This is a genomic window from Microbacterium sp. NPDC087665, from assembly GCF_044743285.1.
Classification (GTDB): domain Bacteria; phylum Actinomycetota; class Actinomycetes; order Actinomycetales; family Microbacteriaceae; genus Microbacterium.
The window spans coordinates 573,216-587,371 of record NZ_JBIUWD010000004.1 but is presented as its reverse complement, the minus strand read 5'-3'; the positions used below and the strand labels follow the sequence as shown (position 1 = coordinate 587,371).

Here is a 14,156-nt window from a genome sequence, read left to right as displayed (position 1 = left end):
CGGCGATCTTCTAGCCTTCCGGGATGGATCTGCGCTCCGCCCTCGTCGTGCTCGTCCACCTCGCGCTGCTCGGCCTCGGCGGGTGGCTCATCGTCATCGACGCCCGCACGCACCGACTGCCCAACCGGATCGTCCTTCCCACGCTCGCCGCGCTTCTGGCTCTGGCGATCATCGATGCGCTCGCGTCGGCGGAGAAGACGCCATCGATCCGTGCGCTCCTCGGCATGCTGATCCTCGGCGGCTTCTACGCCATGCTGCGCCTCCTCAACCGTTCGAGCATGGGCGGCGGCGATGTGAAGCTCGCCGCCGTCATCGGTCTCGTCCTGGGATGGCACGGCTGGACCGCGCTCGCCGTGGGAGCGGCGGCGGCATTCGTACTCGGGTCGCTCTACGCCCTGACGCTCATGGCGCTGCATCGGGCGACGCGCTCGACCCGCATCGCCTTCGGCCCCTGGATGATCATCGGCGCATTCCTCGGCGTCCTGATCACCTGAGCGCCGCTCGCGCCGCGCCGCACCCGATCCCGGCGGAGCGGGGATAGGGTGAGCACATGGCACTCGCGCGACTTCACGGCGGCCCGCTCGACGGGCAGATCATTCCTCTCGACGACGCAGACGACAAGCTGATCGTCCCCTACAGCGAGACGCAGGTGGTCTACAACCGCCGCGGCGAGCCGCAGAACACGGGAGCCGACGACGGCCCCACCGAGATCGACTACTGGTACGACGAGTCGCTCGAGGACCTCACATCCAACGATGACTGAACCCTCGCGCACCGTCGAGGTCGAGCGCAAGTACGACGTCGACGTCACGACGCCGCTCCCGGTATGGGAGGCGATCCCGGGCGTGGATGCCGTCACCGACGGCGAGGCGCGTGCGCTGGATGCGCAGTACTTCGACACCGCCGACGGTGCGCTGTCCCGCTCCGGTGTGGCGCTGCGGCGCCGGACCGGCGGGCCCGACGAGGGCTGGCATGTGAAGGGTCCCCGAGAGGGAGACGGTCGTCTCGAACTCGGATGGCCCCTCGCCGAGGGGGACGATCTTCCGGATGCCGTCGCCACCGCGATCGCCCGCTGGACCACCGAACCGCTCACACCCCTGGCCCGCATCCGCAACGATCGCACCGCCTACCTGCTCACGGGACCCGACGGCGTCGTCGCCGAATTCGTCGACGACCGTGTTCGCGCCACCGATCTCCGCCAGGGCGTGGAACGCGAGTGGCGGGAGTGGGAGATGGAGCTCGGAGCGGCAGCACCCGCCGATGCCGACGGGCGGGAAACGTTCTTCGCGGCTGTCGAGCAGGCGGTCCGCGCCGCGGGCGGGCGGAACTCCGAATCCGGGTCGAAGCTCGGTCGCGCGCTGGGCTTCTGACCCTTCGCAGAGCCGGACGGCACCCGCAACCCCCTTCCCCGATCACGCGTGCGAGTGCTTGAGTGACACCATGAGTCGACCAGCTGTGCTGCGGTCCCTGCAGACGATCGTCCCGGACACCCTCCTCGAGCAGAGCGCCGTACGCGACATCTTCGCGCAGCAACCCGATCTCGGGCGTCTGGCCCAGCGGATCGTGACCGCCTCGTTCAACGGCTCCGGCATCGACACCCGCCACACCGTGATCGAAGAGCTCGCTCTGACCGGCGAGTCGGAGTCGCCGGTCTTCTTCGACTCCGCGACGGGCAGACTGCTCGCGCCCGGGACGAAGGTGCGCAACGACCTGTACGTGGCCGAGGCGACCCGCCTGTTCGTGACGGCCGCTCAGCGCTCCCTGGAATCCGATCCCGACATCCAGGCATCCGACGTCACGCACGTCATCACCGTCTCGTGCACGGGATTCCATGCGCCGGGGCCCGAGTACGAGATCGTCCGCGCGCTGGGGTTGTCCGACAGCGTGCAGCGCTACCACCTCGGGTTCATGGGCTGCTACGCCTCGATGCCGGCTCTTCGTGCGGCGAGCCAGTTCTGCGCGGCCGACCCCGACGCCGTGGTCCTGATCGTGAGCGTGGAGCTGTGCACCCTGCACCTGCGCTCGTCGGAAGACCCCGACACGATCGTCGCGACGTCGCTGTTCGCCGACGGGGCGGCCGCCGGCATCGTCACGGCCCGTTCGCTGCCCTCGCCGGTGCGCGGTCTCCAGCTGGACAGGTTCCACACGGCGATCGCTCCCGAAGGGGAGAAGGACATGGCCTGGACGATCGGCGACACGGGCTTCGAGATGATCCTCTCCACGGCCGTGCCCCAGATCATCGGCGAGGCCATCATCGGTGCTCTCCGACCGCTCTACGTGCAGGAGCACGACATGTCGATGGCGTTCGAGGAGGGCACGATCGGCGAACGGGTGCAGCACTGGGCGATCCATCCGGGCGGGCGGAGCATCCTCGACCGGATCCAGGAGCGCATGCACCTCAGCGACACGCAGCTGCGCCCGGCCCGTGAGGTGCTGCGCCAGAACGGCAACATGTCCAGCGCCACGATCCTGTTCGTCCTGAAGCGGATCCTCGAAGAGGAGGGGGCGCAGCGGGGCGACCGAGTGGCTGCGATGGCGTTCGGGCCCGGGCTCACGGCCGAGAGCGCCCTGATGACCGTCGAGGCTCCCCGCGACGACGATGCCTGACCTGTCGGTGCGCGCCGCCGAGGCGGTCGAGCTGATGGACGATCCCGCTGCCGACCTGCGGATGCTCGAGCAGACCTATCGACGGTTCCAGATGGTCAACGCGGTCGTCTCGCGTCCCGGCATGATCTATCGTCGCGACGTTCGCCCGCACGCCCGCCGCCGTCGCGTGCGCATCCTCGACGTCGGGGCGGGCGGCGGCGACCTCTGCCGGTCGTTGGCAACGCGTCTGCGTCACGACGGGTTCGCCGCGGAGATCACCGCGCTCGACCCCGACGAGCGGGCGATGCGGTGGGCCGAGGCGCACGACGCCGGAGCCGGTGCGCGATACCGCCGGGAACGGACGGGTGACCTGGTGGCCGCGGGGGAGCAGTTCGACATCGTGCTGTCGAATCATCTGCTGCATCACCTGGGGCCCGATGAGGTCTCGGCTCTGCTCGCCGAATCGGAACGGATCGTCGCGCCCGGCGGACTGGTGGTGCACCACGACATCGCCCGTAGCCGCACTGCGTACCGGCTCTACGCCGCAGGAACGGCGGTCCTCGCCGACAACCTGCTGGCGGGTTCCTTCATCCGCACGGATGGGCTCATCAGCATCCGTCGTTCCTACACGGCCGCTGAGCTCGCAGATATCGCGCCGATCGGGTGGGAGGCGCGGAGGGGCTTCCCCTTTCGCGTGCAGCTGCGATGGGAACATCCGGACCCCCGACCATGACGCACGAAGGTCCGGCCGCGAGAACGCGACCGGACCTTCGATGTGAGGTGATCAGAAGTTGATCATGTGACCCGCGAGGCCGTGGAAGCCCTCCTGCAGGGCCTCCGAGAGCGTCGGGTGCGTGTGCACGTTGCGGGCCAGCTCGAGAGCGGTGAGGTCCCACTTCTGAGCCAGCGTCAGTTCGGGCAGCAGCTCGGAGACGTCGGGGCCGATCATGTGGGCGCCGATGAGCTCGAGGTGCTCGGCATCCGCGATGAGCTTGACGAAGCCGACCGGCTCGCCCAGACCGTGCGCCTTGCCGTTGGCCATGAACGGGAAGCTGACGACCTTGATGTCGCGCCCCTCGTCCTTCGCCTGCTGCTCGGTGAGACCGAACGAGGCGACCTGGGGCGAGCAGAACGTCGCGCGCGGCATCATGCGGTAGTCGCCCAGCGTCTGGGTCTCCGCGCCACCGATGGTCTCGGCGGCGACGACGGCCTGAGCCTCGGCGACGTGTGCGAGCTGCAGCTTCGCGGTGACGTCGCCGATCGCGTAGATGCCCTCGACGTTGGTGCGCATGTGGTCGTCGATGTCGATCGCGCCGCGCTCGGTGAGCGTGACACCCGTCTTGTCGAGACCGAAGTTCTCGATGTTCGGGGCGAAGCCGACCGACATGAGCACCTTGTCGGCCTCGATCGAGCTCTGCTGGCCGTCTTTGGCGGTGTAGGTGACGGTGACCGAGGAGCCGTTGTCGACGACCGTCTCCACCTTGGTGGAGGTCAGGATGTCGACGCCGTAGTTCTTGTACTGCTTGGTGATCTCCTTCGACACGTCGGCATCCTCATTGGGGAGCGCGCGGTCGAGGAACTCGATGATGGTAACCTTGACGCCGTAGTTCGTCATCACATAGGCGAACTCCATGCCGATGGCGCCGGCGCCGACGATGACGATCGACTTCGGCAGCTCACGGCTCATGATCTGCTCTTCGTACGTCACGACGTTGTCGCTGAGCTGCACGCCCGGGAGCAGGCGCACCCGCGAGCCGGTGGCGATGATCACGTTGTCGAAGGTGACCTCTTCGGTCGAACCGTCGGACTTGGCGACCGAGATCGCCTTCGGGCCCGTGAACGTGCCGCGGCCGTCGTACTCGGTGACCTTGTTCTTCTTCATCAGGAAGTGGATGCCCTTGACGCGGCCGTCGGCGACGACGCGGCTGCGATCGAAGGCCTTGCCGTAGTCGATCGTGAACTCACCGGAGATACCGAAGAAATCGGCCTTGTGGTTCAGCGTGTGCGCGAGCTCCGCGTTCTTGAGGAGGGCCTTGGAGGGGATGCAGCCCACGTTGAGGCAGACACCACCCCAGTACTTCTCCTCGATGATGGCGGTGGACAGGCCGAGCTGCGCGCTGCGAACCGCAGCGACGTATCCACCAGGACCTGCACCGAGGATGACGACGTCGTAATGAGGCATGCGTCAAGCCTATCGCTCTGAGGACGGGTCGGAATCGGCTCCGCCCGCCTTCCGCCGCGAGCGTACGAGCAGCCAGATGGCTGCCCCGAGACCTCCGACGAAGACCACGATGCCGAGGATCGTGAACAGCCAGACCAGCCCCGACGGGGAGGAGACGGCGGGCGCCTCGGTGGCGGTCGTCGTGGGCGACGGGGCGATCTCGTCGAGAGGTGCTCCGGTAGGCGCCGCCGACTCCGAGGCATCCGGGTCGGCGGTCGGAGTCGAGACCGTGCTGTTGGTGACGGAGAAGAAGTACTCGCCGGAGGTCGGATGCCCGTCGCTCGAGACGACCTTCCAGACCACGTGATATGTGCCGGCCGCGGCTTCTGCGACGAGCGGCTGCGTGACGACCGACCCCGCGGTGACGGCGGCGCCATCGGTGACGGATACGCCATCGGCATCCGTCACGACCATCTCGGTCGCGCCCTCGCCCGTGATCAGCTCCGCGCTGAAGGTGAGAGTGATCTCGCCGGGAAGCGTGTCGATCGTCGCGTCGGCCTCGGGAGACGAGGAGGTCAGCGCATCGTGAGCCGATGCCGAGACGGGGGAGAAGAGAACGAGGAAGGCCGCGAGGAGGGCCGCGGCGAGGGCGACGGGGGCGGCGGAACGTCTGATTGCTGTGGTCTGCACGTGTACAGCCTAAGAATCTCCGGTGTGGGATGGCTGAGTGTGAATCCGGCTCCCGCGGGGGTCGCCGTATCCGTTAGTCTGGACGATCAGGAGGGCAACGTGACAGACAGCGAAAGCCGATCAGCCGGAGACGCGGCAATTCATCGTTCCGGCGAGCAAAAACACGACGTGACACAGACGTTCGGGCACGATTCCGATCTGTCATTCGTGCCGTTCGGCGTGGAACTGACCGATGTGGAGCAGTCCGCGATCGCAGCACTGCCTTCGGGCTCTGCGTTGCTGCTCGTGCGCTCCGGTGCGCTCGCAGGTGCTCGCTACCTGCTCGACACCGACGTGACGACCGTGGGTCGTCACCCCGAAGCCGACATCTTCTTCGACGACGTGACGGTCTCTCGCCGTCACGCCGAGGTCACCCGCACCGGAACCGCATTCGAGATCATCGATCAGCGCTCGCTCAACGGCACCTACGTCAATGGGGAGCGGTTCGACCGCAGCCCGCTGATCGACGGCTCCGAGGTGCGCGTCGGAAAGTTCCGGATGAACTTCTTCGCCTCCCCGCTCGACCGCGTCGCGGCCGGCGAGTGATGGCGGCTTCCCCCGCCCGTGAACGCCCGGCGTCCGCGGGCCTTCTGAGCATCGGTCAGGTGCTCGCGCGTCTCACGCCCGAGTTCCCCGACCTGACCTCCAGCAAGCTGCGGTTCCTCGAGGTGCAGGGAATCGTCACCCCCTCTCGCACCGAGTCGGGCTATCGCAAGTTCTCCAACGCCGACATCGAGCGGCTCCGTCTGGGGCTCACCCTCCAGCGCGACCACTACCTTCCCCTGAGCGTGATCCGGGATCAGCTCGACGCCGCCGGAGCCGAGGCCACGGGCTTCGCGCCGCCGCCCTCGATCACCCCGACGCCGCGTCGCTACCGTCGTGACGAGCTGCTCGCTGCGGCCGGCGCAGGCCCGCAGATCCTCAACGACGCGATCAGCACCGGGGTGATCACCGCCCAGGAGAGCTACCCCGAAGTCACCGTGGCGCTCCTGCGCGGCCTCGTCGCGCTCGACCGTCACGGGATCGAGCCCCGCCACCTCCGTTCGCTGCGTCAGGGTGCCGAGCGCGAGGTCTCACTGATCGAGTCCACGTTGTCCGGACTCCTGCGGCGCACCGACAACGCGTCGCGTGCCAAGGCGAGCGAACTGGCCCCCGAACTGGCCTCGAAGATCGACGAAGTCCGCGGTCTCTTCATCAAGGACGCGCTTGCGCGCGTGCTTTCGTAACGAACTGATTGCGACACACCTTCGCCGCATGGCGGATGTCATTGCTGCTCCCCGGGCACTGCTCTACCGTGGAGGTAACCGTTCCAGGGAGGATTTGAAATGAATGCGGATGAGCTCACAGGCGACCCGCGGTTCGTACCCGAACTCCTCTTCACCGACGGACTTCCGGCGATGGACGACGAGGTCGGCTATCGCGGTGCTGTCGCCGCGCGTGCGGCCGGTATCACCTACCGCCAGCTCGACTACTGGGCTCGCACCGAACTCGTCGAGCCGACGGTGCGCGGCGCCAGCGGCTCCGGCTCGCAGCGACTGTACGGCTTCCGCGACATCCTGGTCCTGAAGCTCGTCAAGAGCCTGCTCGACACCGGCATCTCGCTGCAGCAGATCCGCACCGCCGTCGAAGAGCTTCGCCGCGCGGGCATCCGCGATCTGGCGGGGACCACGCTGATGAGCGATGGTGCGTCCGTCTATCTCTGCACCTCCAACGACGAGGTCATCGACCTCGTCAGCCGTGGGCAGGGCGTCTTCGGCATCGCCGTCGGCAAGGTGCTCCGCGAGGTCGAATCGACGCTGGTGCAGTTCGACGCCACCGCTCCCGACCCCGTCGACGAGCTGGCGAACCGCCGGGCCAAGCGCTCCGCCTGAGTTCCGCCCGATCTTCACGAAGAACGGCCACCCTCGAAGGAGGATGGCCGTTTCTTGTGCGACGTGTCGTGCCGGTCAGGCCTGCGGGCCGCTCTCGGCCACAGCGATGCGTCCGGTGCGGATGATGCGGTCGAGCAGCTGGTCGAAGTCGGCCGCGAGCTCCTGAGCGGAGTCGCCGGGCCAGATGTGCAGCGGCTTGGCGGCACCCTGAGCCTGCTGCAGCGAGGTGCGCTCGGGAAGCTGGGGGGAGAGCACGAGCGGCCCGAACATGTCGCGCAGCTCTTTGATGCGGAACTGGTGCTCGATCGACTGCGGGCGCACCCGGTTGACGACGATGCCCAGAGGCTGCAGACGGGGGGAGAGGCCGCGACGGATCTCTTCGATCGCGCGCAGCGCGCGATCGGCGGCTGCGACCGAGAACAACCCGGGCTCGGTGACCACCATGACGCGGTCGCTGGCAGCCCAGGCGGTGCGCGTCAGGGCGTTCAGCGACGGGGCGCAGTCGATCAGGACGAGGTCGTAGTCGGCTTCGACGGCAGCGAGCGCCTCTTCGAGCTTCCAGACGTCGCGGACGCTCGGATGCGGTCCGTCGAAGTTGATGGCGGACGGGCTGCCGATGAGAACGTCGATCGTGCCCGGATGAACCTTCGCCCATCCGCTGGAGGTGATCGCCTGACGGACGACTTTCTCCTTCGGGTTCGCCAGGACATCGGCGATGTTGAGTCGTCCGGCCACCTGGATGTCCATGCCGGTGGACACATCGGACTGCGGATCGAGGTCGACGACAAGAGTACGGACGCCCCGGGCGAAGGCCGCAGAGGCCAGGCCGAGGGTCACGGTCGTCTTGCCGACGCCTCCCTTGAGAGAGCTGACGCTGAGTACGTGCACGGACTCCACGTTACCTTGCCCTAGTCTGGGGGAACACTCAGCCCCGCCCCATGTGCGTGCATCAGCGCGCGCGTCGAGCTCCCAGAGGTGTGCATGTTCCAGAAGATCCTTGTGGCCAACCGCGGCGAGATCGCGATCCGTGCCTTCCGCGCGGCCTACGAAGTGGGAGCCAGGACCGTTGCGGTCTTCCCGCATGAGGACCGGGGCTCCGTGCACCGGCTCAAGGCCGATGAGGCGTACGAGATCGGCGAGCGCGGGCATCCGGTGCGCGCGTACCTGAATGTGGATGAGATCATCCGCGTCGCGCTCGAGTCGGGTGCCGACGCGATCTACCCCGGGTACGGCTTCCTCTCCGAGAATCCGGAACTCGCCGAGAAGGCCGCCGCCAACGGCATCGTCTTCATCGGTCCACCGGCCGCGGTGCTCGAGATGGCGGGCAACAAGGTCGAGGCAAAGAGGCACGCGATCGAAGCCGGAGTGCCGGTGCTGCGCTCGACGGAGGCATCCGACGACGTCGAGCTGCTCGTCGCCCAGGCCGAGGAGATCGGGTTCCCGCTGTTCGCCAAGGCCGTCGCCGGAGGCGGCGGTCGCGGCATGCGGCGCGTCGCGACCGCGGCGGAGCTGGCTCCGGCGCTGGCCGAGGCGATGCGCGAAGCCGCGAGCGCGTTCGGCGATGCGCGGATGTTCCTCGAGCAGGCGGTGCTCCGGCCCCGGCACATCGAGGTGCAGATCCTCGCCGACAAGACCGGCGAGACCGTGCACCTGTTCGAGCGCGATTGCTCGGTGCAGCGCCGCCACCAGAAGGTGGTGGAGATCGCTCCCGCTCCCAACCTCGACGACGACGTCCGGACGGCCCTGCACGGGTACGCAGTGGCGTTCGCCCGGTCGATCGGGTACGAGAACGCGGGCACCGTGGAATTCCTCCTCGAGACCGCGGGGGAGCGCACGGGCGAGGTCGTCTTCATCGAGATGAACCCGCGCATCCAAGTCGAGCACACCGTCACCGAAGAGGTGACGGATGTCGATCTGGTGCAGAGCCAGATGCGCATCGCATCCGGGCAGAGCCTGGCAACCCTCGGGCTGCAGCAGAAAGACCTCCAGCTGCGCGGTGCCGCCCTGCAGTGCCGCATCACGACCGAAGACCCGACCCAGGGCTTCCGCCCCGACACGGGCAAGATCACCACCTACCGGTCGCCCGGCGGCGCCGGCATCCGTCTCGATGGCGGAACCGTGCACCAGGGCGCGCAGATCAGCCCCCATTTCGACTCGATGCTGTCGAAGCTCACCTGCCGCGGCCGCGACTTCCCGGCGGCTGTCGCGCGGGCTCGCCGGGCGTTGGCCGAGTTCCGCATCCGCGGGGTGTCGACCAATATCCCCTTCCTGCAGGCCCTGCTCGATGACGAATCCTTCATCGCGGGCGACCTCAGCACCTCCTTCATCGACGAGCGGCCCGAGCTGCTGCGCGGGCGGGTGTCGAAGGACCGCGGAACCAAGATCCTCAACTGGCTCGTCGACGTCACGGTGAACAAGCCGCACGGGGCCCACCCGGGAGCGGTCGCCCCGCGCACCAAGCTGCCGTTGATCGACCTCGACGCGGAGCCCGTGCCCGGGTCGCGACAGCGTCTGCTCGAGCTGGGGCCGGAACGCTTCGCCGCGGAGCTGCGCGCCCAGACGGCTCTGGCGATCACCGACACCACGTTCCGCGACGCCCACCAGTCGTTGCTCGCCACGCGCGTGCGCACCCGCGATCTCGTCGCCGCGGCGCCGTACCTGGCGCGGCTGACACCCGGGATCCTCTCCGTCGAGGCCTGGGGTGGTGCGACCTACGACGTCGCGCTGCGATTCCTCGGCGAAGACCCGTGGGAGCGTCTCGACAAACTGCGGGAGGCTCTGCCGAACGTCGCGATCCAGATGCTCCTGCGCGGGCGGAACACGGTCGGCTACACCCCGTACCCCACTGCCGTGACCGACGCGTTCGTGGCGGAGGCCGCCGCGAGCGGCGTCGACATCTTCCGGATCTTCGACGCACTCAACGACGTCGAGCAGATGCGCCCGGCGATCGAGGCGGTGCGGCGCACCGGGACCGCCGTCGCCGAGGTCGCGCTCTGCTACACGGGCGACCTGTTGAATCCCGCCGAGGACCTCTACACGCTGGACTACTACCTCGGGCTCGCCGACCAGATCGTCGACGCCGGCGCGCACATCATCGCGATCAAAGACATGGCGGGGCTCCTGCGCCCCGCCGCGGCCGCGAAGCTGGTCACGGCGCTGCGCGAGCGATTCGATCTGCCCGTGCACCTGCACACGCACGATACCCCGGGCGGCCAACTCGCCACGCTCCTCGCGGCGAGTGCCGCGGGCGTCGATGCCGTCGACGCAGCCTCGGCGCCTCTGTCCGGCACGACGAGCCAGCCCTCGCTGTCGGCTCTCGTGGCGGCGCTCGCTCACACGGATCGGGACAGCGGCATCGAACTGGCCGCGGTCTCGGACCTCGAGCCCTACTGGGAGGCGGTGCGACGCCAGTACGCGCCATTCGAGTCGGGTCTTCCGGGACCCACGGGTCGCGTGTACCACCACGAGATCCCCGGCGGGCAGCTCTCGAACCTGCGCCAGCAGGCGAAGGCGCTCGGTCTCGCGAACGACTTCGAGCTGATCGAAGACATGTATGCCGCAGCCGACCGCATCCTCGGCCGGGTGCCGAAGGTGACGCCGTCGTCGAAGGTCGTGGGCGACCTGGCCCTGCACCTCGCCGCGGTCAAGGCGGATCCCACCGATTTCGAGGCGAACCCCGAGAAGTACGACGTGCCGGATTCGGTCGTCGGCTTCATGGCGGGCGAGCTGGGCGATCTGCCCGGCGGGTGGCCGGAGCCGTTCCGTTCCAAGGTGCTCGCGGGGCGCACGGTGCGCACCGGGCTCACGGACATCACCGCCGACGACGAGGCGGCTCTGGCCGGCGACAGCACGACACGTCGTGCGCGGCTCAACACCCTGCTGTTCCCCGCGCCCATGCGCGAGTTCAGCCAGATGCGCGATCTCTTCGGCGACCTCTCGGTCCTCGACACCAACGACTACCTGTACGGGTTGGTGGCGGGGCAGGAGCACCTCATCGAGATCGACCGGGGTGTGCAGCTCTACGTCGGGCTGGAGGCCATCGGCGAAGCGGATGACAAGGGCATGCGTACGGTGATGACGACCCTGAACGGGCAGTTGCGTCCCGTCTTCGTCCGCGACCGCTCCGTGTCCGTCGACGCCCACGAGGTCGAGAAGGCCGACACCTCGGTGCCGGGTCAGGTCGCCGCCCCGTTCTCGGGCGTGGTCACGCTCAAAGCCGAGGCTGGAGCATCCGTGCGCGCGGGAGAGCCGATCGCGTCGATCGAGGCGATGAAGATGGAGGCGGCGATCACCGCTCCCGTCGACGGCGTCATCGAGCGCCATGCGATCGCTGCGACGCAGCAGGTGGATGCCGGAGATCTTTTGGTCGTGATCCGTCCCGCGCACTAACCTTGTCCGGGCGGGGGCCGCACATTCTTCGTGTGCCCTCGTCCGGACAAGCTTGGAGCGAGACCGTGACCCCGAAGAACACCGCTGACCCTCACGACGACGACTCGATGGGGGTGCTCGACGACACTGCGTCGGTGGCGACCACCGGAATCGGGATCATCGGCGGGACCGCTCAGGTGAGCGTCGTGCTTCCCCAGCAGGAAGACGACGACCTCAGCGACGAGGCGATCATCGACGGTGAGATCGATGAATCCGTCGTCGCCGATCTCGTGATGGACGAAGCGCCCGCCGTGGCGGAGGCCGCGGCTCCCGATACGATTCCTGCGTCTGCGTCCGTGAATGAGAAGCCCGAGGCATCCCGCAGCGATGACGGGCAGGACGACGGCTTCTCGACGAAGTCCGTCACTCTTCGCGCGGCGCGCGAGTACGTCGCCGCTGCTGTGACCTCGACCCCCGGGCCGGCAACGGAACCGACGCCGACGGCGGGAGCCGAAGCGACGCCGACAGCCGAGCCGATTCCCGTGCCGAAGCCCGCTCCTGCCGCGAAACCCGAGCCCGCACCGAAGCCCTCGCCCGCACCGAAGCCGGCTCCTGCATCGAAGCCGGTGCCCGCACCGAAGCCCGATCCCGCACCGAAGCCCGAGCCCGCTCCTGCATCGATGCCGGTGCCCGATCCCGCACCGGCGCCCGTCCCGACGCCGACTCCCGCGGCACCTCCCGTCGAGGAGTCCGCGCCGACCCCCGTGTCGCCATCCGTCTCCACCGCCGTCTCTCAGGAGGTCGCTCCCGTGAACAGCCCGAGCACCGAGAAGTCTTCGACCCCGCAGTCCGCTGCGCCGCAGCACCCGCGCGCCGCAGCGCGCGCGGCATCGATCCCCGCCGCGAAGCGCCTCGACGAACTCGGTGATTCTGCGCGGGAGTCGGCGGATCTGCTCACCTCCGACCGGTTGCTCGACCCTCATCGGCTGACGAAGCCGGAGCCCGAAGGCGCGTGGAGCCACCTGCTGTACTCGATCTCCGGACGCCGGATCAACATCGGTGACGGACGTCGGGCGCGCGAGCGCAAGGCACTGACGGCGCGGATCGCCGCTCCTCTCATGGGCGGCGCCCGGTTCGTTCCCGTGCTCTCGCGCAAGGGCGGCGTCGGGAAGACCGCGATCACCGCTCTGCTCGGGATGGCACTGGCAGATGCGCGTGACGACCGGGTGATCGCTGTCGACGCGAACCCTGACCGCGGCACGCTGGCGGATCGGATCGTGCGCACGCACCACACGAAGTCCGTGCGCGATCTCGTCCGCATCCGCGACGAGATCAAGGGCTATCACGACGTCTCGGCGATCGTCGCCCGTGATGCGACGCGGCTCGACGTGCTCGCCTCCGACACCGATCCGCACATCGCCGAAGCGTTCAGCGACAGCGACTACCGCGATGTCGCCGGCATCGCCGCTCACTACTACTCGTTGGTGCTCACCGACACCGGAACGGGCATCGTGCACTCGGTCATGTCGGCCACGCTCGACCTGGCCGACCAGATCGTGATCGTCTCCGGCCTCAGCGTGGACCAGGCGCGGCTGGCGTCCGAGACCCTCACGTGGCTCGAGACCAACGGCTACACCGATCAGGCGCGGAACGCCATCGTCGTCCTCAACCACTCGACGCCGGGCGTTCCTCTCGTGCGCGTGACCGAGCTCGAGACGCACTTCCGCACGCGCGTGCGTCGCGTCGTGCAGATGCCGTACGACGCGCAGATCGCCGCGGGCGGAGCTATCGTGTTCGCCAACCTGCAGCCGGAGACGCGGCTGGCCGCCCGTGAGCTCGCCGCTCTGCTCGTCGAGGGTCTGCGTGCGGAGGCATCCGCGTGACCGTCCGCGAGATCCGCATCTTCGGCGACCCCGTGCTGCGTTCCGTGTGTGCGCCGATCACCGAGCTCGATGACGGCGCACGCGCTCTCGTGGACGACCTGGTCGACACCGTGAAACTGCCGGGGCGCGCGGGCGTCGCCGCTCCGCAGATCGGCGTCGCCCTGCGCGCCTTCAGCTACAACATTGACGGTGACATCGGCTACGTCATCAACCCGGTGCTCACCGAGGTGCGCGGCGAACCGGTTCCCACCGGGGAGGGGTGCCTCTCGGTGCCCGGGCTCTGGCACGATGCGTTGCGCCACCCCTGGGCGCGCGTCGAGGGAATCGATCTCGACGGGAGCCCGGTCGTGCTCGAGGGGGAGGGGCTGCTCGCGCAGGCGCTCCAACACGAGACCGATCATCTCGACGGCATGCTCTATTTGTCGCGTCTCGACGCGGAGACCCGACGCGCGGCCATGCGCGAGGTGCGCGAGAGCAGCTGGTTCTGAGCACGGACTCGGTCTGACCGCCCTGGCGGTCCGCACGACGAAGAACGCCCCCGACATCCGGATGTCGGGG

General features: G+C 68.4%; 14 protein-coding genes. 11 read left to right on the top strand and 3 right to left on the bottom strand.

Annotation, left to right across the window (positions count from 1 at the left end):
* Window positions 1-23 precede the first annotated feature (23 nt).
* From ACIOSY_RS12710 to ACIOSY_RS12690, 5 genes are all read left to right on the top strand, one after another.
* A complete protein-coding gene (locus tag ACIOSY_RS12710; protein WP_400853727.1) occupies window positions 24-494 on the top strand; it encodes a prepilin peptidase in 471 nt (156 codons plus the stop codon).
* A gap of 56 nt (window positions 495-550) precedes the next feature.
* On the top strand, window positions 551-763 hold the full coding sequence (locus tag ACIOSY_RS12705) for a response regulator (RefSeq protein ID WP_400853725.1): 213 nt from the start codon (window positions 551-553) through the stop codon (window positions 761-763).
* Entirely contained in the window at window positions 756-1,370 is a 615-nt protein-coding gene (locus ACIOSY_RS12700; protein ID WP_400853723.1) for a CYTH domain-containing protein, read from the top strand. Before ACIOSY_RS12705 ends, ACIOSY_RS12700 begins: the two co-directional genes overlap by 8 nt.
* A 70-nt stretch (window positions 1,371-1,440) precedes the next feature.
* Window positions 1,441-2,607 (top strand): type III polyketide synthase, encoded by a 1,167-nt coding sequence (locus ACIOSY_RS12695; protein WP_400853721.1) that lies wholly within the window; start codon window positions 1,441-1,443, stop codon window positions 2,605-2,607.
* Window positions 2,600-3,319, top strand: a complete 720-nt coding sequence (locus ACIOSY_RS12690; protein ID WP_400853719.1) for a methyltransferase domain-containing protein — start codon at window positions 2,600-2,602, stop codon at window positions 3,317-3,319. Before ACIOSY_RS12695 ends, ACIOSY_RS12690 begins: the two co-directional genes overlap by 8 nt.
* 51 nt (window positions 3,320-3,370) lie before the next feature.
* On the opposite strand, the gene lpdA is transcribed toward ACIOSY_RS12690, so the two are convergent.
* The gene (gene lpdA / locus ACIOSY_RS12685; RefSeq protein WP_400853717.1) at window positions 3,371-4,768 is read right to left on the bottom strand and encodes a dihydrolipoyl dehydrogenase; all 1,398 of its coding nucleotides are present in this window, start codon (window positions 4,766-4,768) and stop codon (window positions 3,371-3,373) included.
* 9 nt (window positions 4,769-4,777) lie between these two features.
* Window positions 4,778-5,437, bottom strand: a complete 660-nt coding sequence (locus ACIOSY_RS12680) for a copper resistance protein CopC (RefSeq protein ID WP_400853715.1) — start codon at window positions 5,435-5,437, stop codon at window positions 4,778-4,780.
* 99 nt (window positions 5,438-5,536) lie between these two features.
* Between ACIOSY_RS12680 and ACIOSY_RS12675 the strand changes: the two genes are divergently transcribed.
* From ACIOSY_RS12675 to ACIOSY_RS12665, 3 genes are all read left to right on the top strand, one after another.
* On the top strand, window positions 5,537-6,022 hold the full coding sequence (locus ACIOSY_RS12675; RefSeq protein WP_400853713.1) for an FHA domain-containing protein: 486 nt from the start codon (window positions 5,537-5,539) through the stop codon (window positions 6,020-6,022).
* On the top strand, window positions 6,022-6,702 hold the full coding sequence (locus ACIOSY_RS12670; protein WP_400853711.1) for a MerR family transcriptional regulator: 681 nt from the start codon (window positions 6,022-6,024) through the stop codon (window positions 6,700-6,702). Before ACIOSY_RS12675 ends, ACIOSY_RS12670 begins: the two co-directional genes overlap by 1 nt.
* A gap of 99 nt (window positions 6,703-6,801) precedes the next feature.
* Window positions 6,802-7,347, top strand: coding sequence for a MerR family transcriptional regulator (locus ACIOSY_RS12665; RefSeq protein ID WP_400853709.1), 546 nt, complete (start codon window positions 6,802-6,804; stop codon window positions 7,345-7,347).
* Between the two features lie 75 nt (window positions 7,348-7,422).
* Here the strand turns inward: ACIOSY_RS12665 and ACIOSY_RS12660 are convergent, their stop codons facing one another.
* A complete protein-coding gene (locus tag ACIOSY_RS12660) occupies window positions 7,423-8,235 on the bottom strand; it encodes a ParA family protein (RefSeq protein WP_400853851.1) in 813 nt (270 codons plus the stop codon).
* Between the two features lie 93 nt (window positions 8,236-8,328).
* Here ACIOSY_RS12660 and ACIOSY_RS12655 point away from each other — a divergent pair, with 93 nt between their 5' ends.
* The 3 genes from ACIOSY_RS12655 to def all read left to right on the top strand — a co-directional run bounded on the left by ACIOSY_RS12655 (window position 8,329) and on the right by def (window position 14,086).
* Window positions 8,329-11,736 carry a pyruvate carboxylase gene (locus tag ACIOSY_RS12655; protein ID WP_400853707.1) on the top strand — a complete coding sequence of 1,136 codons (3,408 nt, stop codon included), beginning with the start codon at window positions 8,329-8,331 and terminating at the stop codon, window positions 11,734-11,736.
* 65 nt (window positions 11,737-11,801) lie between these two features.
* On the top strand, window positions 11,802-13,598 hold the full coding sequence (locus ACIOSY_RS12650; RefSeq protein WP_400853705.1) for a MinD/ParA family protein: 1,797 nt from the start codon (window positions 11,802-11,804) through the stop codon (window positions 13,596-13,598).
* Window positions 13,595-14,086, top strand: a complete 492-nt coding sequence (def, locus tag ACIOSY_RS12645; RefSeq protein ID WP_400853703.1) for a peptide deformylase — start codon at window positions 13,595-13,597, stop codon at window positions 14,084-14,086. Before ACIOSY_RS12650 ends, def begins: the two co-directional genes overlap by 4 nt.
* The last annotated feature ends 70 nt before the right edge of the window (window positions 14,087-14,156 follow it).

Excerpts from the sequence above, each read along its gene's own strand:
- ACIOSY_RS12700 (WP_400853723.1), top strand. The coding sequence starts at position 756 with ATGACTGAACCCTCGCGCACCGTCGAGGTCGAGCGCAAGTACGACGTC.
- ACIOSY_RS12655 (WP_400853707.1), top strand. The coding sequence starts at position 8,329 with ATGTTCCAGAAGATCCTTGTGGCCAACCGCGGCGAGATCGCGATCCGT.
- ACIOSY_RS12690 (WP_400853719.1), top strand. The coding sequence starts at position 2,600 with ATGCCTGACCTGTCGGTGCGCGCCGCCGAGGCGGTCGAGCTGATGGAC.
- ACIOSY_RS12695 (WP_400853721.1), top strand. The coding sequence starts at position 1,441 with ATGAGTCGACCAGCTGTGCTGCGGTCCCTGCAGACGATCGTCCCGGAC.
- ACIOSY_RS12670 (WP_400853711.1), top strand. The coding sequence starts at position 6,022 with ATGGCGGCTTCCCCCGCCCGTGAACGCCCGGCGTCCGCGGGCCTTCTG.
- ACIOSY_RS12710 (WP_400853727.1), top strand. The coding sequence starts at position 24 with ATGGATCTGCGCTCCGCCCTCGTCGTGCTCGTCCACCTCGCGCTGCTC.
- ACIOSY_RS12705 (WP_400853725.1), top strand. The coding sequence starts at position 551 with ATGGCACTCGCGCGACTTCACGGCGGCCCGCTCGACGGGCAGATCATT.
- lpdA (WP_400853717.1), bottom strand. The coding sequence starts at position 4,768 with ATGCCTCATTACGACGTCGTCATCCTCGGTGCAGGTCCTGGTGGATAC.
- ACIOSY_RS12665 (WP_400853709.1), top strand. The coding sequence starts at position 6,802 with ATGAATGCGGATGAGCTCACAGGCGACCCGCGGTTCGTACCCGAACTC.